This is a genomic window from Ensifer sp. Root954 (assembly GCF_001429005.1).
In the GTDB taxonomy this organism is placed as follows: Bacteria; Pseudomonadota; Alphaproteobacteria; order Rhizobiales; family Rhizobiaceae; genus Ensifer; species Ensifer adhaerens.
Genome location: NZ_LMJM01000021.1, coordinates 76585 through 96449, shown reverse-complemented (window position 1 = coordinate 96449; position 19865 = coordinate 76585). Strand labels below are relative to the sequence as shown.

The following is a 19865-nucleotide window of genomic DNA, read 5'->3' as shown; positions in this document are numbered from 1 at the left end:
ACATATTAATCCGCTCCACAAGGGGAAATTTATGGAGCCTGCGGAAAAGGAAAGGGTGATCGGCCGAGTGAAACAGAGCGGGGGCTTTGAGGAGATGGCCGTAGAACTCTGATTTCTCGGGAATTTCTCTCCCCGGGTTCGTCATCACGGCAGGCAAAAAGAAAAGGCCCCGAGCCCTGAGGTTCGGAACCTTTGTCTGTGTCCTTGGAATGGGGATCGCGGCGCGTGCCCGCGACCCGGAACCCTGCCTGGCCGCGAAAACAGATCACGCTAAACCGCGTGATCCGCCTTAGTGCGCAGCCGTTCAACCACCTCGACGAAGCGATTTCCGGCAATGTCGAGGCGACCGCTGTTGTCGATCACGCTGACATCCGGGCCTGAGGTCACGTCAGGAGCCTGGCGGCTGAGGCGCCGCAAAACTTCCTCTTCACTTTCGCGGCCGCGTTCGGCAAGCCGCTTTGCAAGCACCGGCGTCTCGGCTGTAACAACGACGACGGCGATCTCGCCGAAGGCTTCGCGGAACGCCGGCAGGGCACCACGGCTGCCATTGACGATCGCCGTCATGCCGTCCCTGACATTCCTGAGCACGACGGCGGGGATGCCGTATTTCAGCCCATGCGCATCCCAGAAAACGGCGAAGGCGCCGTCCTTCTGCATCTCGACGAACTCGTCTTCCGAGACGCTTTCATGCACCTCACTGCCGGCATCCGACGGACGGGTGATGACGCGGCGGACGAAATGCACGTCATGACAATCCGCAAAATGCCGGGCGGCAAAGCCCATGACGCTGTCCTTGCCGGCGCCGCTTGGTCCAACGACGACGACAAGCGCGCCGCCCTGGTTGTTCGCGCTCATGCGACACGCCGTCCTTCGCGCCAGACGGAGCGCACGACCGGGATGCCTTCCTTGCGATGGACGCGAGCGATATCGGCGCGAAGGCCGACGCCGATGCGGCCGCGGTCATCGAGACCGACGGTACGCGCCGGCGTCGACGTCACCATGGCGATTGCCTTTGGCAGGTCGACGGCGTCGAGTTCGTCGGAGAGCACGAAGGGGGCGTGGATCAGGCTGAAGGGCACATAGTCCGACGACAGCACGTCGAGCACGCCGCGCTCGGCGAGATCGCGGGCGGCGATGTTGCCGGAGTGCGACTTGCCGCGCACGATGTTCGGCGCGCCCATCAGAACGCTGAGGCCCGCGCGGTGCGACGCCTCGGCGGCCTCGAAGCTCGTCGGGAACTCCGCAAGCTTGATGCCGAAGCCGATCGATTCCTCGACGTGGTCGACGGTCGCGTCGTCATGGCTGGCGATCGTGATGCCGCGGGCCGCACAGGCCTCGGCGAGCGCGGTGCGGTGCGGACCGGCATACTTGGCCGACAACGCCTGCTGCCGCTCGACGAAGCGCGCGAATTCCTCGTCCGAGAAGCCGCGCTTGGCTTTATAGTAGAGCGTGTACTGGTCCATCGTCCGGAACTGGCGCTGGCCCGGCGCATGGTCCATAAGCGAGACGAGCTTGACCTGCGGATCGTTCTGGAAGTCCTCGTAGTGATCGAGCACGTCGGACGTTGAAACTTCGCAGCGCAGGTGGATCAGGTGATCGGCGCGAAGGCGGCCCTCTTCCTTGGCCTGGGCCAGCGCGTCGGCCATGCTGCGCATCTCGCCCTTCTGGAAGCCGCCATCCTCGTCGGAGCCGAGACGCAGGCAGTCGAAGACCGTGGTGATGCCGGAGGTGACCACCTGTGCGTCATGGGCCTGGATTGCCGCGATCTTCAGCCAGCGCACGCCCGGGCGCGGCGAGTAGTGGGCTTCGAGGTGGTCGGTGTGCAGCTCGATGAGGCCGGGGATCAGATAGTCGCCTTCAAAGTCCTCGCCGCTGGCAACCGTGCCCTCGGAAATGTCGGCAATCTTGCCGTCGCGGATCAGCACCGAACCGTCGAGGATACTATCCTCGAGGACGATGCGGGCGTTGGTCAAAACCTGTTCTTTGCTCATCTCATGCGATCTTTCGTTGGGTGTCGCTGCCGAGCGGCAGCAGGGAGCGGACAGTAAAGGGTGCGCCGCGCTCCGGTTCGACGAAGAGCGCGACTGACGTGACGTGAAGTGGCTTGCCGATATGCTCGGCAAAGGTGGTTTCGAGCGCGGTACGCATCACGCCGCTGGTTTCCGTGGGCACCGGGCCAGTCAAGGTCAGGTGGAACTGGAACTCTTCGAAAACATAGGGATAGCCCCATTCTTTGAGGTAGCGCCTCTGGCGCTCCGGCAGGCTGTTTGGCTTGCGGCGGGCAAAGTCGGCGTCCGACAGCGGCGCGCGGAACGGGTCGAAGCGGTGAACGGCGTCTTCGGCCAAATCCAGCAGGTCGACGCAAGGCGCGGACGGCACGAGTGCGAAGAACGGGCCCAACTGGTGCAGCACGATTTCGGGGATCTCGAACGGGTCGAGGTCGGCGGCAAAGCACTCGAAAATACTTAGGAGCTCGTCTTCGTCCCGGCCTTCGGCAAGCTCGAAGGGAGCCTTCAGCGTACCGTGGAAACCGTAGCGCCGCGGGTCAGCCGTCAATGTGCGTTGCGTCTCTTCGTCAATCCCGGCGATCGTCGGAAGCGTGAGGTCCTCACCGGTAAAGGCGTCGCGTCCCAGCCAACGGGACGCGACCTGCGACAGCCGGTCGTCCGCCGGCGGCGCGAAATAGATGGCATAACGCACGGTCTTCACTTTCTTGTAGCGACCGGCCCGCCAGGGCGGCGGGTCGATTGTTTGCGGGGATGCGATGCGCAGCTAGCCGATTTCCATGACAACATCATGATGGCGGACACGCAAATGCTTGGCTGTCGTCAATGTGCCTTGCTGCCCATCAGCCGCGAACGGCACGCGTTCGAGATGCTGTCGAAAATAAAGACAACCAGCAAGATCAGAAGCACCATATAGGCGACATTTTCCCAATCGGAATTGGTACGCATCGCTTCCCAGAGTTTGAGGCCGATACCGCCGGCGCCGACGGCGCCGATGATCGTCGCCGAGCGAGTGTTCGATTCCCAGAAGTAGAGCGCCTGGCTGGCAAAAACCGGCAGCACCTGCGGAAGCACGCCGAAGCGCTGCACGGCAAGCGGCGTCGCTCCGACCGACTTCACGCCCTCGCGCTGCTTGTCATCGATGTTTTCCAGCGCCTCGGAATAGAGTTTGCCGAGCGTACCGGTGTCGGTGAAGAAGATCGCGGAGATGCCGGCAAGCGGTCCGGGGCCGAAGGCGCGGGTGAAGAACAGTGCCCAGATGAACATGTCCACCGACCGCAGGAAGTCGAAGAAGCGCTTGACCACCTGGTTGGTCAGGAAGCTCGGCGTGATGTTTCTGGCGGCAAGGAAACAGAGCGGGAAGGCGATCAGCGACGCAAAGAGCGTGCCGACGAAAGCCATGACAACCGTCTGCAACAGCTTCGTCCAGACGTCCAGATGCTGCCATTCGGCGTTATAGAGGATGTTGTTCCAGGCGAGCGAAAGGTTCGAACGCGTCGGGTCGATCTGTTCGCCGGATGTGATGAGCGCGACGACCTCGCCATAGCTTTTGCCGAAGAAGGGCGAGTTGGTGTCGAACAGGAAGTTCGCCCAACCGAAGAAGCGGTTGCGGACGGAAACCTCGTCGCCTTCCACTTCAGCCCACCCGGTGGCGCCAAAGGCAAGCACGATCTTTTCGCCTGGCCGCTTCTGTGTCGCCCAGGCGGGCAGTTGGCCCTGCGGCCTCACCGTGTCGACGCCGTCTACGGTCATCACAAACGTGTCACCGCCATGGGTAGCCTTCACCAGGCCATCGGCGATCTCGATCCTGGTCGAGCGGTCGTAGGTTACGACGACGCGCGTCAGCACGTCTTCCGTCCGGGTTTCGATACGGTTCTGCGTTTCGGCAGCGGCTGTGCCACCGAGCGCGGAGCCGGGCGCCATGAAGCTGAACGACGAGCTTGCCTTCGGCTTGACCGCCTGCGCGGTGGAGGCCGGTATCTCGACCTGGCGCGTCACCGTCTGCCTGTCGAGCTCCACCCAATCCGGATTGGGATTGGGCCCGAGCGGCGAATTGCGCTGATAGTTGAGACGCATCGTACGGTCGGGGGCGACGTGGATTTCCGGGCGTACCTCATAGGAAACCCAGTCGGCGAGGTAGGTGCCAGCGATGCCCCAATTGGCATTGCCGAGCACGTGGCCGATCGAGAAGAACCACCAGCTGAAGATGAGGTAGACGACGACGCCGCCGGCGATGGCTGCGGTGCGCACGCGGCTGGAGGTCGAGGATTTGAGGAGGTCGGGATGGCGGCTCGCGATCGCGTCCATTTCCATCGGGTTCAATCGTGTGGTCGTGGTCATGGTACGCACCTACTGGGCAAGCTGGAAGGCCTGCTCGCCAACGAGGCGGCGGCGAAGCCAGGCGGAAAACTGGTCGACGGCAAAAATGGTCGCAAACAGCAGGAGGACGATTGCAAGGGTCTTGGCCTGGTGTCCCTGGCCGATCGAAAGGCGCAGCAATTCGCCGATGCCGCCGCCACCGACGGCGCCGATGATCGTCGAGGCGCGCACGTTGATCTCGAGGCGCAGCAGGAAATAGCTGGTGAAATTGGGCAGCACCTGCGGCACCATGCCAAACCAGACGCGCTCGATCCAGTTGCCGCCGGCAGCCCGCAGGCCCTCGTCCGGCTTCATGTCGGCGTTTTCGACCACTTCATAAAAGAGCTTGCCGAGCGCGCCGATCGTGTGGATCGAGACCGCGGCGATCGCCGGAATGGGGCCGAGCGAGAGGATCGCGAGGAAGAAGCCGGCGATCACCACCTCCGGAAAGGCCCGGAGAACTTCCATGATGCGGCGAACGATGCCTCGGATCCACGGATTGGGCATCAGGTTGCGCGCGGCAAGGAAGCAGAGCACGAAGCCGAAGGCCGTACCGATCACCGTCGAAAAGATCGCGATGTTCACGGTCTCCAGCATCTTGTGCACGTATTCGGGGATGTAGAAGCTTTCGGTCAGGTACAGCCGGCCCTCAGGGTAGTTGTACTTGAAGCTGCCATCGTCATAGGGCGAGGGCAGGTCGAACATGGCGCGGAAAATTTCTAGCCCGTCGCGCGGCGCGAGATCGCCGACGAAATCGAAGAAATGCGGCAAACGGTCGAAGAACTTGCCGGCATTGGAATCGTTGGCGAACCAGAGCGAGCCCGATAGCGCCAGGAGGAGAACGCCGAAGCCAAGCCAGGAATAGAGCCGGCGGCGGGAACTGAGTTCCTGCCAGTGACGCTCGATGACGGCGCCGTTGTCGCTCAGATGTCGCGGGAGCAGGGAAGTTGCCATGACCGTTCCGGCTTTCGCCGGCCTCTTGAGCATTTCCAGGTAAAGTGCGAAGCGGTTTTCCGCCCCGGAAATGCGTGAAAACAATGCGGCGAAGGATGCGAAAGCACCCCTTCAAACAGTGAAACGCTGGCCGTTTGGGCGGCCAGCGTTCCCGAGTGGTGCGGGTCTATCAGCCGCCGATCGTCGCCTTGCGGGCGTCGATGATCGGCTTGTAGAAGTCGGCGTTGACTTCGGTGTAGCCGGTGAAGTCGCCGCCCTGGATGGCCGAGAAGCAGGCCGCGTCGGTCTTCGGCAGGTCCAGCATGAACTGCTTGAACTTCGCCTTCATGTCGTCGTTCATCGTGTTGCGCACGACGATCGGGCCGTTCGGGATCAGCGGCGACTTCCAGAGCTCGACCAGGTCGTTCATGTCGAGGATGCCCTTGTCGACCATCTTCTTCAGGTTGCCCGAGGTGTAGCCGTCCTTGAATTCGCCGACGCCCGAGCCGAAGGTCGTGCCGGCATCAAACGTGCCCTTGACGACTTCGAGAACGAGGTTTTCGTGACCGCCGCCGAAGCCGGTTTCACCGAAGAATTCCTTGACCGGGGCGCCGATCGCTTCCGGGAGTGTGACGAGCGGGACGAGGTAGCCCGAGGTCGAGTCCGGGTCGGCGAAGCCGAGCTTCTTGCCCTTCAGGTCTTCGATCTTGGTGATGCCGGAATCCTTGCGGGCAACCATGATCGAGTGGTAGCCGGTCGAACCGTCGGTCTGAACGGTCGTCAGGATCGGCTCGACGGCGTCAGCCTTGGCGAGGTAGATCTTGGCGTAGCCGGAAGCGCCGAGTTCGGCGTAGTCGAGCGTGCCGCCGAGCAGGCCCTGGATGACGCCGTCATAGTCGGCGGCCGGGAACAGCGAGACCTTCTCGACGCCAATGGCGGCCGGCAGCTTGTCGACCAGGCACTGGAAGTTGCGCAGGCGGTCGGCTTCGTTTTCGCCGCCGAGGATGCCGATGCGGAATTCCTTCAGGTCTTCAGCCTGGGCGTGGCCGGCGAGGGCGAGGAGCGCTACGGCGCCCAGAAGAGCTTTCTTCAGCATAAGGTTCTCCCGTGTCCGGCTTGGCCGGATCCTATTGGGTTTCAAAGAGGTGCCCTTGACGCGGGCTTTCGATCATGGCGGGCGTCAGATGCCGGCCAGTGCCAGCGGCTTGAGGCCGGCCGATGCCGTTTCTTCCTGCGGTACTGCCGCCGGAATGTTGATGCTGGTGGAGGTCATCGATTCCTCGATGCCTGTGTCGGCGCCGTAGATCTCGGTAACCGCTGCCGCGGTCAGATCCTTGGGTTGGCCGTCGAAGACGACGCGGCCATGCGCCATGCCGATGATGCGTTCGCAATAGTTGCGGGCGGTATCGAGCGTGTGGAGGTTGGTGATCACCGTTATGCCATCGCGCTCGTTGATATCGCGCAGCGCATCCATGACGATCTTGGCGTTCAGCGGGTCGAGCGAGGCGATCGGCTCGTCGGCAAGCAGAACCTTCGGCTGCTGCATCAGCGCACGGGCGATCGCGACGCGCTGTTGCTGGCCACCGGAAAGCGTGCCGGCCGGCTGGAGCGCGGTCTGCTCGATGCCGAGGCGCTCAAGTGCGCCGATCGCCATGATGCGTTCTTCGCGGGTAAACATGTTGAGGATGCTCAAGACGGTCGAGCGGTGGTTGAGACGCCCGAGAAGCACGTTGGTGAGCACGTCGAGGCGCGGCACCAGGTTGAACTGCTGGAAGATCATCGCGCAGTCGCGCTGCCAGGTGCGAAGGGCAGCACCGCGCAGCGACGAAACTTCCGTGCCATCGAAGACGATCGCGCCGGACGACAGATCGACGAGGCGGTTGATCATACGCAGAAGCGTCGACTTGCCGGCGCCCGAGCGGCCGATCACGCCGACCATCTGCCCTTGCGGTATGTCGAAGGTAACCGAACTCACGGCTGTCTTCTTGCCGAACTGGCGGGTTACATTCTTCAACTGAAACATGTCTAGCAGGTCCTCTTCCGGGGAGACCGGTCATCGGTATGACCCTGCCATATCGGCGCTTCATGAAGCCGGAATGTCAGTTTGTTGTAAGTTCTGTTACAGTTCACAGCCCCGCATGTTTGGTTAACAAAATTTGAATGGCTGCGCGCAGGCGCCTGCGCTCCCCGTCAACTTCAAGGCGCGCGCATCAACATCGAGCGGATATCTGTGGTCGGAGCCGCCGTCGCGGCGCAGGACCGGCGCAGTTGCTAGCTCTGTGGACCGGGGCCCAGCGTCGCGCCGGGAATATAGAGCGCAATCGGCCGGATCTCGTAGATCGCGGTCGGATTGGAGCGGCGCAATTCGCGCGCGGCGTCAACTGCCGCGTCGATGGCCGGGAAGTCGACGACGTAGAGGCCGAGCAATTGCTCCTTGGTTTCGGCGAAGGGGCCATCGGTGACAATGCCTTCGCCCTTGCCCCTCAGCGTCACAGCACCTTCGGTAGGCCCGAGCCGTGCGGCCGGGCCAAAGGCCTTCTGCTGGACGAACCGGTCATGAACTTCAAGCAGGTCGGACATCAGCGCTTCGTCCTCCTCCTCGGTCCAGGATTCGACGACGCCTGCTGTATGGTAGGCCAAGATTGCGTAATACATGAACCGTCCTCCCGCGCGTATTCCTGTCAGGTTTCGCCGGCCGCATCAACGCCTCGTCGTGCGGACGGCGTCACCGAGCGTGCAGCCGGAGTGGGGCGCGTGTTCAGCGGATCAGCCCCAGGCCGCCGCTGCCCAGCGACAGGCCTGCCTGGCAATCCGAGAACGGCGCTTGATCTCGCCGCGGGCTGCTGCGTCGCGGGCCCTCCAGACGAAGCCGCGGGCGAGCGAGCGGGCAACTTCGCGCCCGGGTGGATATCTTCGGCTGAGCGCGCGAAGGCCTTCATCGATCGCGGCATTGCCGAAGACCTCGTCACAGTCGTATTTCGACCCCGGAGCGGCCCGCAGTATCGTGCTGGGCGTGGCCTTCCTCGCCTGCGGCCAACTCTGCTCGGGCTAGCGTTCCAATCGAGCCGGGCTGAACTTTACGGCATCGAGGCCGATCGCTTCGAAGGCCTCGGGCGCTGGTGCGCCCACGAGGAGGCTTGCGGCGAATGCGCCGAGCGCCGGTGAGGTGAGGATGCCGTAGCCGCCCTGGCCGGCGAGCCAGAAGAAATCCGGTCGCTCGCGGGCAAGGCCGATCACCGGAAGCTTGTCCGGCGAGAAGCTGCGCATGCCGGCCCAACTCTTGAAGATACGGCGCACCGGCACGGTCGTTGCCTCCTCGACGTAGTGCGCAGCCCAGGCGACGTCGATCTCCTCCGGCTGGACGTCGGCCGGATCGCACGGCGTTGCGTCAGCGGGCGAGGAAAGCAGCCGCCCTCCTTCGGGCTTCATGTAGAAGTCTTCATCGATCTCGTTGATTTCGGGCAGCGTCAGCGCGTCGATGCCTTCGGGCAGGTCGACGGTGATCGCCGTACGGCGATGCGGCACGATGCCGATGGGGGCGACGCCGAACGATTGTGCGACGGGATCGGCCCAGCCGCCGGCAGCATTGACGATCGTTTTTGCACTGACTTCGCCGGCACTCGTCGCCAGCACCCAGCGGTCGCCGTCCCGGCGCGGCGCCAGCACGTCCGAGCGCTCGATAATTACCGCGCCATGGCGGCGCGCGCCCCGGACGTAACCCTGCAGCAGGTTCTCGACTTCGATGTCCCAGAACTGCGGATCGTAATAGGCCGCAGCCACATAGTCGCGGCGCAGGATCGGCACACGCGCGATCGCCTCGTCGACGGTCAGCCGTTCAATTGCGGCGTTGGCACGGCTCTCCGCGGCAAACACCTCTTCGAACCGGGCAACTTTCTCGGCATTGGCGATCATGACGCCACCGCGCTGCTTTAGCAGCGCGACGTCCGAGAAGCCTTCGGGCGGATTATCGAAAAAGCTCTTGGATATCGCCGCCAGCGCACAGACCTCCGGCGCGTTATAGCGCAGCACGAACTCTGCCGCCGAGCGGCCGGTGCTGTGATAGCCGAGCCCTTCTTCCCGCTCGATCACCACGACGGAGCGATGCGGTGCCAGGAAATAGGCAAGCGACAGGCCGGCGATTCCACCGCCAATGATCGCCACGTCGTAGTCTTGCATGTCCGCCTCCGTTGGTTGTCGGCCGGACCATAGGCAAGGCGTCATCTGTGTTCAAATTTATAACTGGAAAGGTGGCTATCAATTCTGCTGATGGTCAGCCCGATCGTCGAGGCAGTGGTCCAGCGGCTCCGTATCGGCCACATGGGCAAGAAATGCGGCTTCTGCCGGATTGAGAATCGCATTCGGATTGGAGATGCGGAAGACATCGGTGGTGGGCAGATCGCTATAGGGCGGCAGCTGCCACAGTTGGCCCGCCGCGACGGCTGGCGATGCCAAGTGATCCGGCAGCATGCCGATGCCGACATTGGAGGCGATCAGCCGCATCACTTCCTCGACATTGCAGGAGACGGCGCGGACCTGCTGGCCAAAAGACCCGATCGCGCGCACGGCGGTTACCGAGTTCATGTGCTGGCCGCCCAAAACGTCGGCGATGAAAGCGATATAGGGATTGCCCCTGAGGTCGTTGAAGTCGACGCCTTCGACCCCGAAAAGCGGATGGCTTCTGCCGCAATAGAGCGCATAGCGCTCGCGCACGTGAAACCGCCTGTTCAGCCAGTCGGGAATGTTGCCGTCGCATAGGCCCATGGTCGCAACATTGCGCTCGACGGCGCTCAACACATCCACGGTAGTTGCGACCGTGACCGACAGCGTGACCTTGGGGTGCAGGCGAAAGAAGCTTTCGAGCTTGCGGTCCCAGGCGGGATTATGCGCGTGGCTGACCGAGTGGATGTTGAGATGGCCGGTGATCTCCTCGCCGGCGGTTTCAAGAACATTCGGCAGGCGGATGACGGCTGCGAAGATATCGCGGCACTGCGCATGCAGGCGCGCACCGGCGTCGGTCAGGTTGAAACGCCCGGGACGCCGGTCGATGAGTTTCTGGCCGACGGTTTGCTCCAACCGCTTCAACGCCATGCTGACGGCCGGCTGTTGCAGGAGCAACCGGTTGGCGGCGGCCGTGATGCTGCCTTCCTCGACGAGCACGACGAAGGTGCGCAGCAGATTCCAGTCGAGATTGTGGGCGAAGCGTTCGAGGCGGTCATTGGCCATGGTCGTGGCTTGCTTCTGATCTCTGGCGTTGAACTGGCCCTTTGTTCTGCAAGGAGGGAAGCGGAGCGAAGGACGTCCGTTCTTGTCGTCATATTCCAGCGAATTTGCAACATGGGCTGCTCGATGGCGAACGAGGGGCCATTCCCCGGACGCATGAGGCGGTGCCTCAATTTCGTTTGAAACGGCATGCACCCCTTGCGATAACGTGAGCCGAATAATCCGATGGGAGAGAAACATGGCCGGCAAGACGCAATTTCAATGGGATGATCCGTTCCTCCTCGACGATCAGTTGACCGAGGACGAGCGTATGATCCGCGACACCGCGCGGGCCTATGCGCAGGACCGGCTGCAGCCGCGCGTCATCGACGCCTACCGCGAAGAATCGACCGATCCGGAGATCTTCCGCGAGATGGGCGAGCTCGGTCTGCTCGGCGTCACCGTTTCCGAAACCTATGGCGGCGTCGGCGCTTCCTACGTCGCCTACGGCCTCGTCGCTCGCGAAGTCGAGCGCGTCGATTCGGGCTACCGCTCGATGATGAGCGTGCAGTCGTCGCTGGTGATCTATCCGATCTATGCCTATGGCTCCGAGGAGCAGAAGCAGAAGTACCTGCCGAAGCTCATCAGCGGCGAGTGGATCGGCTGCTTCGGCCTGACCGAGCCGGACGCCGGATCTGACCCGGCCGGCATGAAGACGCGCGCCATCAAGACCGAGAGCGGCTACCGCCTCGTCGGCTCGAAGATGTGGATCTCTAACGCACCGATCGCCGATGTCTTCGTTGTCTGGGCAAAGTCGGAAGCGCACGGAGGCGCCATCCGCGGTTTCGTGCTCGAAAAGGGCATGAAGGGTCTGTCCGCCCCGAAGATCGCCGGCAAGCTGTCGCTGCGGGCTTCGATCACCGGCGAAATCGTCATGGACAATGTCGAGGTCGGCGAAGAAGCGCTGCTGCCGAACGTCGAGGGTCTCAAGGGCCCGTTCGGCTGCCTCAACCGTGCCCGCTACGGCATCTCCTGGGGCGCGCTCGGCGCTGCCGAGTTCTGCTGGCATGCGGCACGTCAGTACGGTCTCGATCGCAAGCAGTTCAATCGGCCGCTGGCGCAGACGCAGCTCTTCCAGAAGAAGCTTGCCGATATGCAGACGGAGATCACGCTCGGCCTGCAGGGGTCGCTGCGCGTCGGCCGCCTGATGGACGAAGGCCGTATGGCCCCGGAAATGATCTCGATCGTCAAGCGCAACAATTGCGGCAAGGCGCTCGACATCGCCCGCATGGCCCGCGACATGCACGGCGGCAACGGCATCTCGGAGGAATACCAGGTCATGCGCCACATGGTGAACCTCGAGACCGTCAACACCTACGAGGGCACGCATGACGTCCATGCGCTGATCCTCGGTCGCGCCCAGACCGGCCTTCAGGCCTTCTTCTGAGCGGTGCCGTCATGGAAACGCCGCTGAAGGGCATTCGTGTCCTGGAACTGGCCCGCATTCTGGCAGGCCCATGGATCGGCCAGACGCTGGCCGATCTCGGTGCCGACGTCATCAAGGTGGAAAGCCCGGCCGGCGACGACACCCGCACCTGGGGCCCGCCCTTCGTCGCGGGCGAGGAAGGCGAGAAGCTCGACGCCGCCTATTTCCACGCCTGCAACCGCGGCAAGCGCTCGGTGGTGCTCGACTTCACGACCGAGGAGGGGCAGGAGGCCGTGCGCCGCCTTGCCGCCCAGTCGGACGTGCTGCTTGAGAACTTCAAGGTCGGCGGGCTTACGAAATACGGGCTCGACTACGAGAGTCTGAAGAAGATCAATCCGCGGCTAATCTACTGCTCGGTCACTGGCTTCGGCCAGGATGGTCCCTATGCGCACCGCGCCGGCTACGACTACATCGTCCAGGGCATGAGCGGCATCATGGACCTGACCGGTGAGCCCGATCGCGAGCCACAGAAAATCGGCGTCGCCTTCGCCGATATCTTCACCGGTCTTTACGGCGTGATTGCCGTGCAGGCAGCCCTTGCCCAGCGCGAGCGCACCGGCGAGGGCCAGCAGATCGACATGGCCCTGCTTGACTGCATGACGGGCGTGCTTGCCAACCAGGCGCTCAACTTCCTCGTCTCGGGCAAGGCGCCGCGCCGGCTCGGCAATGCGCACCCGAACATCGCGCCCTATCAGGTCTTCCCGACCTCGGACGGTCACCTGATCGTCGCTGTTGGTAACGACCGGCAGTTCGTGAAGTTCTGCACCTTGCTCGGGTGTTCGGATCTTGCGACCGACGAGCGTTATCTGACCAACGCGCTTCGCGTGCAGAACCGGGACACGTTGACGCCGGAGCTCGCCGCCGAAACCGCGAAGATCGAGCGCGACACGCTGTTGAAGTTGCTGGAAGATGCAGGCGTGCCCGGCGGACCGATCAACACCGTTGCCGACGTCTTTGCCGATCCGCAGATCGAGCATCGGCAAATGCGGGTGGATACGCCGCATTCGGGGGCCGCTGCCGGTACGTCGCCCGGGGTCCGGACGCCGATCCGGTTTTCGGCCGCCGAGCTTGCGCTCGAGCGTGGCGTGCCGCGGCTTGGAGAGCATACGGACGAGGTGTTGGCCGAAATCGGGATGGACGCGTCGACGAGCGATTAACGCAACGTGAGACGCTGAGTGTCACGTTGAGGCGTGACCTGAAGAAAATAGCGAAAGCCCTGGAAATCGGAGAGATTTCCAGGGCTTCCTTGTTAAGCCTTGAGGGCGCGATCAAAGACGCGCGACAGCCGTTCGGCGAAGCCGCGTGGGTCCTGCGGCTTGTCGCCATCGAGCACGCGCGCCTGGTCGAGCAGGAGTTGGACGGCGTCCGTGCGGAACGCCGTATCGCCGGCGGGGCTCGCTGCCATGGCGGTGATCAGAGCGTGGCTCGGGTTGATCTCAAGGATCGGCTTGGGGGCGTCGTCGAGACGGCCAGCACCTTGCAGCATCTTTTCGAGCTGGCGGTCGGGGCCGTGTTCGGGTGCCACCAGGCAAACGGCGCTTTCCGTCAGGCGGTCGGAGGTGCGCACGTCCGAGACGGACGCACCGAGCGTCTCCTTGGCGAAAGCGACGAAGTCGATGACCAGCTGGCTGGCCTGCGGCGCTTCTTCCTTGGCCCCCTCGGTCTTGGCGATGGCGCTGAGATCGGCCGCACCCTGCGTGATCGACTTCCACGGCTTTCCGTCGAAATCGGGCGCGGATGTGACCCAGAAGCTATCGACCGGATCGGTCAACAGCAACACCTCGATCCCGCGGGCGCGAAAACCTTCGAGCTGTGGTGAGGCCTTGAGCTGGGCGAGGTTGTCACCGGTCAAGTAATAGATCGCCGACTGGCCGTCCTTCATGTCCTTGACGTAATCGGCAAGGCTGCGCTGGCTCTCATCCGAAGTAGTGGTGCGGAAGCGCGACAGCGCCACCAGCTGCTCGCGGCGCTCGTAATCCTCATAGATGCCTTCCTTCAGCACGCTGCCGAAGTTTTCCCAGAGCTTGTCGAAGGTCTCTGTCTCGTTTTCCGCAAGCTTCTCGATCGCCGTCAGCACGCGATTGGTGACGCCCTTGCGGATGCTGGCGAGCAGCGGGCTTTCCTGGATCATCTCGCGCGAAACGTTGAGCGGCAGGTCCGACGTGTCGACGAGGCCGCGCACGAAACGCAGGTAACGCGGCAGCAATTCCGCTTCGTCGGTGATGAAGACGCGCTTGACGTAGAGCTTCATCCGGCCCTTGCGGTCCGGGTCGAACAGATCGAATGGCTTGGAGCCGGGCACGAAGGCAAGGGCCGTATATTCATGGCGGCCTTCGGCGCGGAAATGCACGGTCAGCGCTGGGTCGTCATACTGGCCGGCGACGCCGCGGTAGAAATCGGCATAGTCTTCCTTGCTGATCTCGCTCTTCTGCTTGGTCCAGAGCGCGGTGCCGTCCCCGACCTGGACAGGCTCGGCATCGGGCTTTTCGAGAATCGAGATAGGCACCGGCACGTGGCCGGACTGGTCCTTGACGATGCGCTCGACGGTCCAGCGCGACGTGTAGGTCTTGGCGTCTTCCATCAGGTGCAGCGTGATGCGTGTGCCGCGCGCCGGGGCGTCCGCAAGTTCGGCTGCGGAAACGGTGTAGCTGCCCTTGCCGTCGGACGACCACAGGAAGGCATGCTCCGAGCCGGCGCGGCGCGAAACCACATCGACCTTGTCGGCGACCATGAAGGCGGAATAGAAGCCGACGCCGAACTGGCCGATGAGCTGCGCGCCCTCCTTGCCCTGGGCGGCTTCAATGCGCTCCATGAAGGCGCGTGTGCCCGAGCGGGCGATGGTGCCGAGCGCTTCGACAAGCTCGTCGCGACCCATGCCGATGCCGTTGTCCTCGACGATGAGCCGGTTGTTTTCCTCGTCCAGCGTCAGGGTGATGCGCGGGGTCGGGTCGCCCGCCAGAAGCTCCGGCGAGACGATCGCCTCATAACGCAGCTTCTCGCAGGCATCCGCCGCGTTCGAAATCAGTTCGCGGAGGAAGACGTTCTTGTCGGAATAGACCGAATGCACCATCAAATGGAGCAGTCGCGCCACATCGGCTTCGAAGACATGTTTCTCTACGGACATTTCGGTTTCGCTCATTGCCTGGCAACTCCTTTGGGTTTCGCCCCAATTGGCAAGCTGTGTCCTGAATTTCAAGGCCCGACTTGCGCACTCCCCATTTCTGGACAATGCTGCACTGCGAAAGATCACTCAACACCAGCGAAACGATGCTTCTTCAACGGGGTCGAAGGCGAGGAATTCGCAAGGGCGACAAGTCGCCGTAACACTCCGCTGTTATGTTCCTGCGACCCGGACAGATGGTCCTGGGTCATCATGCCGAGTTCATATCGCGCTCTGCCGCCAGTCGATTTGACTAAGGTCAATGCGCGACAAATTGCGTTGCTCTATTGGCCTTGGCGACGGGGCTGACCTTCAATCGCACCGAGGAGTGGACATCATGCCCAAGCATTCCACGAGCCCGACAATCCCGACTTTCGCAGATGCCTATTCCTTTTCGCTCGATGCCTGGCAACGTTCGATCCTTTTTCTCGATGTCATGCGTCAGCGCGGCGCGCAATACGAGGAACATCGCACGCAGACCGCGCCGAACGTGCTGGAGTTCGAGGCCCAGCTTGTTACCGATGGGCGCACGCTCGCCCGGCCGGTGAACTATGCGCTGGTCAGCATCGTTCCGCCCGAGGGCGTCACGGTCGATCCGACCAAGCGTCCCTTCGTCGTCGTCGACCCCCGGGCCGGCCACGGCCCCGGCATTGGCGGCTTCAAGGCCGACAGTGAAATAGGTGTCGCGCTGAAAGCGGGCCATCCGTGCTACTTCATCGGCTTCTTGCCGGATCCGGTTCCTGGACAGACGATCGAGGACATCGCACTGGCCGAAGCCGGCTTTCTCGAAACCGTCATCACCCGCCATCCGCAAGCGGACGGAAAGCCCTGTGTGATCGGAAACTGCCAGGCGGGTTGGGCGGTCACGATCGTCGCCGCGCTGCGTCCCGAACTCTTCGGCCCGATCATCATTGCCGGCGCACCGCTGTCCTATTGGGCAGGCGTGCACGGGCAGAACCCGATGCGCTATTCCGGCGGGCTTCTCGGTGGCAGCTGGCTGACGGCGCTGACCGGCGACCTCGGCGGCGGCATATTCGACGGTGCCTGGCTGGTGCAGAATTTCGAGAACCAGAATCCGGCCAACACCCTCTGGACCAAGCAATACAATCTCTATTCGAAGATCGACACGGAAGCCGCGCGCTACCTCGGGTTCGAACGCTGGTGGGGTGGCCACGTCACGCTCAATGCCGAGGAGATGCAGTTCATCGTCGACGAACTCTTCGTGGGCAACAAGCTTGCCGCGGGCGAAATCCGAACATCGGACGGCACGGCGATCGACCTTCGCAACATCCGCTCGCCGATCGTGGTCTTCTGCTCCAAGGGCGATAACATCACCCCGCCGCAGCAGGCGCTCGACTGGATCCTCGACCTCTATGACAGCGTCGACGAAATCCGGGCCTACGGCCAGACGATCGTCTACACCGTCCACGAGACCGTGGGACATCTCGGCATTTTCGTCTCCGCCGGCGTCGCGCGGAAGGAACATGACGAATTCGCCTCCAACATCGAGTTGATCGACGTGCTGCCGCCTGGGCTTTACGAGGCGGTGCTGACGCCGGCGAGCGAGGCGGCCGAGGGCAGGGCGCTCGTCTCCGGAGAATGGCTGATGCGCTGCGAGCCGCGCACCCTCGAGGACATCCGCGCGCTTGGCGGCAACGACATCGAGGATGACAGGCGTTTCGCCACCGCGGCGAAGCTTTCGGAGATCAATCTGGCGCTCTATCGCACCTATCTGCAGCCGATGGTCAAGGCAGCGGCAACGCCGCCCGTGGCGGAGGCGATGCGCAACATGCACCCGCTGCGTCTGCAATACGCGCTTTTCGGGCCCGACAACCCCTTCATGGCCTGGACGTCGGCGCTCGCGGACTATGTCCGTGAAAACCGCGAACCTGCTGCCGCCGGCAACCCGTTCATCGGCTGGCAGGAGGCGCTGTCGCAGCAGATCGTGGACGGGTTAGAGACCTGGCGACGGACGGCTGAATATCTTTCGGAGCAAAGCTTCCACGCCATCTACGGCGCTCCGACCCTGCAAGCGGCACTCGGCATCGACACCAACTCAGACCAGCCGCCGCGCAAAGCGGAGAAGAGCCTCTTGCACCGCGAGCTCGTCAAGGCGCGGATCGCCGAACTCAAGGCCAGAATGGCCGTGGGCGGAACCTGTGAAGGTCTTGCCAGAGCCCTGACCTTCGTCGGCATGGCGCGCGGAGGCGCGGACGAACGCGGCTTCGAGGCTGTGCGCCGGCTCCGGCTTTCCCATCCGGAAGCAAAGCAACTGAGCCTGGCCGACTTCAAGACCGTTATGCGGGAGCAGTATTTCATGCTGCTGATCGACGAGGCTGCGGCGCTCGCCGCTCTTCCGAAGCTGCTACCGGAGGCGGTCGAGGAGCGTCGCAGTGCCTTTACGGCCCTTCGTGAGGTACTGGAGGCATCCGGAGCCGTGACGGGCGTGGCTGCCGAGCGGTTGCAGCAGGTTGCCGCGCTCTTCCGCCTGGACAGCGAGCCGCCGGTTCCGATCGCGGCGGGCAAGATCATTCGCAATCGCACCGCTACCTGATGGGGGAGTATCGACGTGTCCGAGGTAACCGAACTGCCGATTGAGCAGTCCAAATACGATCTCCTGATTGCCACCGCGCGAGACGAAACGCCGGCGGTCACCATTGTCGCGCATCCCTGCGACGAGACCTCTCTGCGCGGTGCGTTGGAGGCCGCGCAAATGGGGCTGATCGCGCCCGTTCTCGTCGGGCCAGAGGCAAAGATCCGCAGCGTGGCCGCCGAACACGGCCTCGACCTCGGTCGGTGCGAGATCGTCGACGCGCCGCATAGCCATGCGGCCGCGGCGAAAGCGGTGGCGATGATCCGCGAGGGTAGCGGCGAGCTGCTGATGAAAGGCAGCCTGCATACCGACGAACTGATGAAGGAGGTCGCGGCGTCAGCGACCGGGCTCAGGACCGATCGAAGGATCAGCCACGTCTTCATCATGGACGTGCCGGGGCATTCAGAGACGCTCTTCATCACGGACGCCGCCATCAACATCTTTCCCGACCTCGAAGCCAAGCGCGACATCGTACAGAATGCCATCGATCTCTGGGTGACGATCGGTCTCGGCGAGCCGCGCGTCGCCATTCTTTCTGCGGTCGAAACGGTAACGACGAAGATCCCGTCAACGATCGAGGCGGCAGCACTCTGCAAGATGGCCGAACGCGGCCAGATCACCGGCGGCCTGCTCGATGGTCCGCTTGCCTTCGACAACGCGATCGACCCGGAGGCAGCAAGGATCAAGGGCATCACGTCGCCCGTGGCCGGCCGCGCCCAGATTCTGGTGGTGCCGGACCTTGAGGCGGGCAACATGCTCGCCAAGAACCTGACGTTCCTGTCCCATGCCGACGCTGCCGGCATCGTGCTTGGAGCGCGCGTGCCCATCGTGCTGACGTCGCGGGCGGACTCCGTGCGCACGCGCCTCGCCTCCTGCGCGGTCGCCGCGCTCTATGCGGCGCGCCGGCGGACCTCGCAAGTTGCGGCGGTATGACCATGGATGCGCTTCTCGTCGTCAACGCCGGCTCATCGAGCTTGAAGTTCCAGGTTTTCGGGATCACGGATCAAGGGCTCGAACGCCAGATCAAGGGCCAGATCGGTGGCATCGGCACGCGTCCCCGCCTGCAGGCGAAAGCGGCCGACGGCACCATTCTGATCGACAAGAGCTATGATGCCGACGTCGTTGGCGATCTGCCGGCGGCGATCGCGGCGGCACGCGACTGGTTGATGACGCTCGAAGGCTTCACCTTACGGGCGGTCGGCCATCGCGTAGTACATGGTGGCCCCGATTATGCGGCGCCGGTGCTGATCGATGCGAACGTCCTTGATCGCCTCGCGAGCTACCAGGATCTGGCACCGCTGCACCAGCCCAACAATCTTGCTCCGATCCGTCAGGCGATGGCGATCAATCCGGATGTACCGCAGGTCGCCTGTTTCGATACCGCCTTCCATCATGGCCACCCGGAAGAGGTGAACTGCTACGCCATGCCGCGCAGCTTCTATGAGGACGGTGTGCGGCGCTACGGCTTCCACGGCCTTTCCTATGAGTACATTTCAGAGCGTCTGCGGGATGTGGCGCCTGCGGTCGCAGGTGGTCGCGTCATCGTCGCCCATCTCGGCAGCGGCGCCTCAATGTGCGCCTTGCGCGATGGTCACAGCATCGAGAGCACCATGGGCTTCACCGCGCTCGACGGCCTGCCGATGGGAACGCGGCCCGGTCAGCTCGATCCAGGCGTCGTGCTCTATCTGATCCTGCAGCGCGGCATGAGCGCCCAGGCCGTTTCCGACCTGCTCTACCACGAGGCCGGCCTCAAGGGGCTCTCCGGCGTGTCGAACGACATGCGCGACCTGCTTGCAAGCGCAGACCCCCATGCCAAGCTCGCCATCGACCACTTCGTCTATCGCTCAGGGCTCAATGTCGGGATGCTTGCAGCCGCGCTCCGTGGCATAGACGCCTTGGTTTTCACGGCGGGCGTCGGGGAGAACTCCGCACAGATCCGCGCCCGCATCGCCGAGAACATCGCCTGGCTCGGGGCCGAACTCGACCCAGCCGCCAACGAGGCCGGCGCGACGCTGATTTCGACGCCTTCGAGCCGCGTTGCGCTTTACGTCATCCCGACCGACGAGGAACTGATGATCGCCCGCCACACGCTTGCACTGCTTAAAACCCGCGCAGCCTGATCCATCGGAG

16 protein-coding genes are annotated in these 19865 nt (G+C 63.3%); 5 read left to right on the top strand and 11 right to left on the bottom strand.

What is annotated here, in order from left to right; all coding sequences use genetic code 11:
* Positions 1-270: 270 nt before the first annotated feature.
* The 10 genes from phnN to ASE71_RS11680 form a co-directional block, all read right to left on the bottom strand.
* Positions 271-855, bottom strand: coding sequence for a phosphonate metabolism protein/1,5-bisphosphokinase (PRPP-forming) PhnN (gene phnN / locus ASE71_RS11725; RefSeq protein ID WP_060518225.1), 585 nt, complete (start codon positions 853-855; stop codon positions 271-273).
* On the bottom strand, positions 852-1991 hold the full coding sequence (locus ASE71_RS11720; protein WP_060518223.1) for an alpha-D-ribose 1-methylphosphonate 5-triphosphate diphosphatase: 1140 nt from the start codon (positions 1989-1991) through the stop codon (positions 852-854). Before ASE71_RS11720 ends, phnN begins: the two co-directional genes overlap by 4 nt.
* A gap of 1 nt (position 1992) precedes the next feature.
* Positions 1993-2700: a DUF1045 domain-containing protein gene (locus ASE71_RS11715; RefSeq protein WP_060518331.1), complete on the bottom strand. Its 708-nt coding sequence runs from the start codon at positions 2698-2700 to the stop codon at positions 1993-1995.
* A 128-nt stretch (positions 2701-2828) separates the two neighbouring features.
* A complete protein-coding gene (gene phnE / locus ASE71_RS11710) occupies positions 2829-4346 on the bottom strand; it encodes a phosphonate ABC transporter, permease protein PhnE (protein WP_060518221.1) in 1518 nt (505 codons plus the stop codon).
* A gap of 9 nt (positions 4347-4355) precedes the next feature.
* A complete protein-coding gene (gene phnE, locus ASE71_RS11705; RefSeq protein WP_060518329.1) occupies positions 4356-5318 on the bottom strand; it encodes a phosphonate ABC transporter, permease protein PhnE in 963 nt (320 codons plus the stop codon).
* Positions 5319-5487: 169 nt separating this feature from the next.
* Positions 5488-6393 (bottom strand): phosphonate ABC transporter substrate-binding protein, encoded by a 906-nt coding sequence (gene phnD, locus ASE71_RS11700; protein ID WP_060518219.1) that lies wholly within the window; start codon positions 6391-6393, stop codon positions 5488-5490.
* 84 nt (positions 6394-6477) lie between these two features.
* Positions 6478-7320 carry a phosphonate ABC transporter ATP-binding protein gene (gene phnC, locus ASE71_RS11695; RefSeq protein WP_060518217.1) on the bottom strand — a complete coding sequence of 281 codons (843 nt, stop codon included), beginning with the start codon at positions 7318-7320 and terminating at the stop codon, positions 6478-6480.
* A gap of 248 nt (positions 7321-7568) precedes the next feature.
* Positions 7569-7952, bottom strand: coding sequence for a YciI family protein (locus ASE71_RS11690; RefSeq protein ID WP_060518215.1), 384 nt, complete (start codon positions 7950-7952; stop codon positions 7569-7571).
* A gap of 393 nt (positions 7953-8345) precedes the next feature.
* Complete coding sequence (locus tag ASE71_RS11685) at positions 8346-9473, bottom strand: NAD(P)/FAD-dependent oxidoreductase (RefSeq protein ID WP_060518213.1); 1128 nt, start codon at positions 9471-9473, stop codon at positions 8346-8348.
* Positions 9474-9551: 78 nt separating this feature from the next.
* Positions 9552-10520 (bottom strand): LysR family transcriptional regulator, encoded by a 969-nt coding sequence (locus ASE71_RS11680; RefSeq protein WP_060518211.1) that lies wholly within the window; start codon positions 10518-10520, stop codon positions 9552-9554.
* Positions 10521-10755: 235 nt separating this feature from the next.
* Between ASE71_RS11680 and ASE71_RS11675 the strand changes: the two genes are divergently transcribed.
* Positions 10756-11943, top strand: coding sequence for an acyl-CoA dehydrogenase (locus ASE71_RS11675; RefSeq protein WP_034799596.1), 1188 nt, complete (start codon positions 10756-10758; stop codon positions 11941-11943).
* An 11-nt stretch (positions 11944-11954) separates the two neighbouring features.
* Positions 11955-13139: a CaiB/BaiF CoA transferase family protein gene (locus ASE71_RS11670; RefSeq protein ID WP_060518209.1), complete on the top strand. Its 1185-nt coding sequence runs from the start codon at positions 11955-11957 to the stop codon at positions 13137-13139.
* A 92-nt stretch (positions 13140-13231) separates the two neighbouring features.
* Here ASE71_RS11670 and htpG read toward each other — a convergent pair whose 3' ends face one another.
* Positions 13232-15121, bottom strand: coding sequence for a molecular chaperone HtpG (htpG, locus tag ASE71_RS11665; RefSeq protein WP_060518207.1), 1890 nt, complete (start codon positions 15119-15121; stop codon positions 13232-13234).
* Positions 15122-15479: 358 nt separating this feature from the next.
* Between htpG and ASE71_RS11660 the strand changes: the two genes are divergently transcribed.
* The 3 genes from ASE71_RS11660 to ASE71_RS11650 are packed head-to-tail and all read left to right on the top strand — an operon-like array spanning position 15480 to position 19855.
* On the top strand, positions 15480-17696 hold the full coding sequence (locus tag ASE71_RS11660; RefSeq protein ID WP_060518205.1) for a DUF3141 domain-containing protein: 2217 nt from the start codon (positions 15480-15482) through the stop codon (positions 17694-17696).
* A 15-nt stretch (positions 17697-17711) separates the two neighbouring features.
* Positions 17712-18668 (top strand): phosphate acetyltransferase, encoded by a 957-nt coding sequence (locus ASE71_RS11655; RefSeq protein ID WP_060518203.1) that lies wholly within the window; start codon positions 17712-17714, stop codon positions 18666-18668.
* A 2-nt stretch (positions 18669-18670) separates the two neighbouring features.
* Entirely contained in the window at positions 18671-19855 is a 1185-nt protein-coding gene (locus tag ASE71_RS11650) for an acetate/propionate family kinase (protein ID WP_060518201.1), read from the top strand.
* Positions 19856-19865: the final 10 nt, after the last annotated feature.

Coding starts and splice junctions, on each gene's coding strand:
- phnN (WP_060518225.1), bottom strand. CDS start 855: ATGAGCGCGAACAACCAGGGCGGCGCGCTTGTCGTCGTCGTTGGACCA.
- ASE71_RS11720 (WP_060518223.1), bottom strand. CDS start 1,991: ATGAGCAAAGAACAGGTTTTGACCAACGCCCGCATCGTCCTCGAGGAT.
- phnE (WP_060518221.1), bottom strand. CDS start 4,346: ATGACCACGACCACACGATTGAACCCGATGGAAATGGACGCGATCGCG.
- phnE (WP_060518329.1), bottom strand. CDS start 5,318: ATGGCAACTTCCCTGCTCCCGCGACATCTGAGCGACAACGGCGCCGTC.
- phnD (WP_060518219.1), bottom strand. CDS start 6,393: ATGCTGAAGAAAGCTCTTCTGGGCGCCGTAGCGCTCCTCGCCCTCGCC.
- phnC (WP_060518217.1), bottom strand. CDS start 7,320: ATGTTTCAGTTGAAGAATGTAACCCGCCAGTTCGGCAAGAAGACAGCC.
- ASE71_RS11690 (WP_060518215.1), bottom strand. CDS start 7,952: ATGTATTACGCAATCTTGGCCTACCATACAGCAGGCGTCGTCGAATCC.
- ASE71_RS11685 (WP_060518213.1), bottom strand. CDS start 9,473: ATGCAAGACTACGACGTGGCGATCATTGGCGGTGGAATCGCCGGCCTG.
- ASE71_RS11680 (WP_060518211.1), bottom strand. CDS start 10,520: ATGGCCAATGACCGCCTCGAACGCTTCGCCCACAATCTCGACTGGAAT.
- ASE71_RS11675 (WP_034799596.1), top strand. CDS start 10,756: ATGGCCGGCAAGACGCAATTTCAATGGGATGATCCGTTCCTCCTCGAC.
- ASE71_RS11670 (WP_060518209.1), top strand. CDS start 11,955: ATGGAAACGCCGCTGAAGGGCATTCGTGTCCTGGAACTGGCCCGCATT.
- htpG (WP_060518207.1), bottom strand. CDS start 15,121: ATGAGCGAAACCGAAATGTCCGTAGAGAAACATGTCTTCGAAGCCGAT.
- ASE71_RS11660 (WP_060518205.1), top strand. CDS start 15,480: ATGCCCAAGCATTCCACGAGCCCGACAATCCCGACTTTCGCAGATGCC.
- ASE71_RS11650 (WP_060518201.1), top strand. CDS start 18,671: ATGGATGCGCTTCTCGTCGTCAACGCCGGCTCATCGAGCTTGAAGTTC.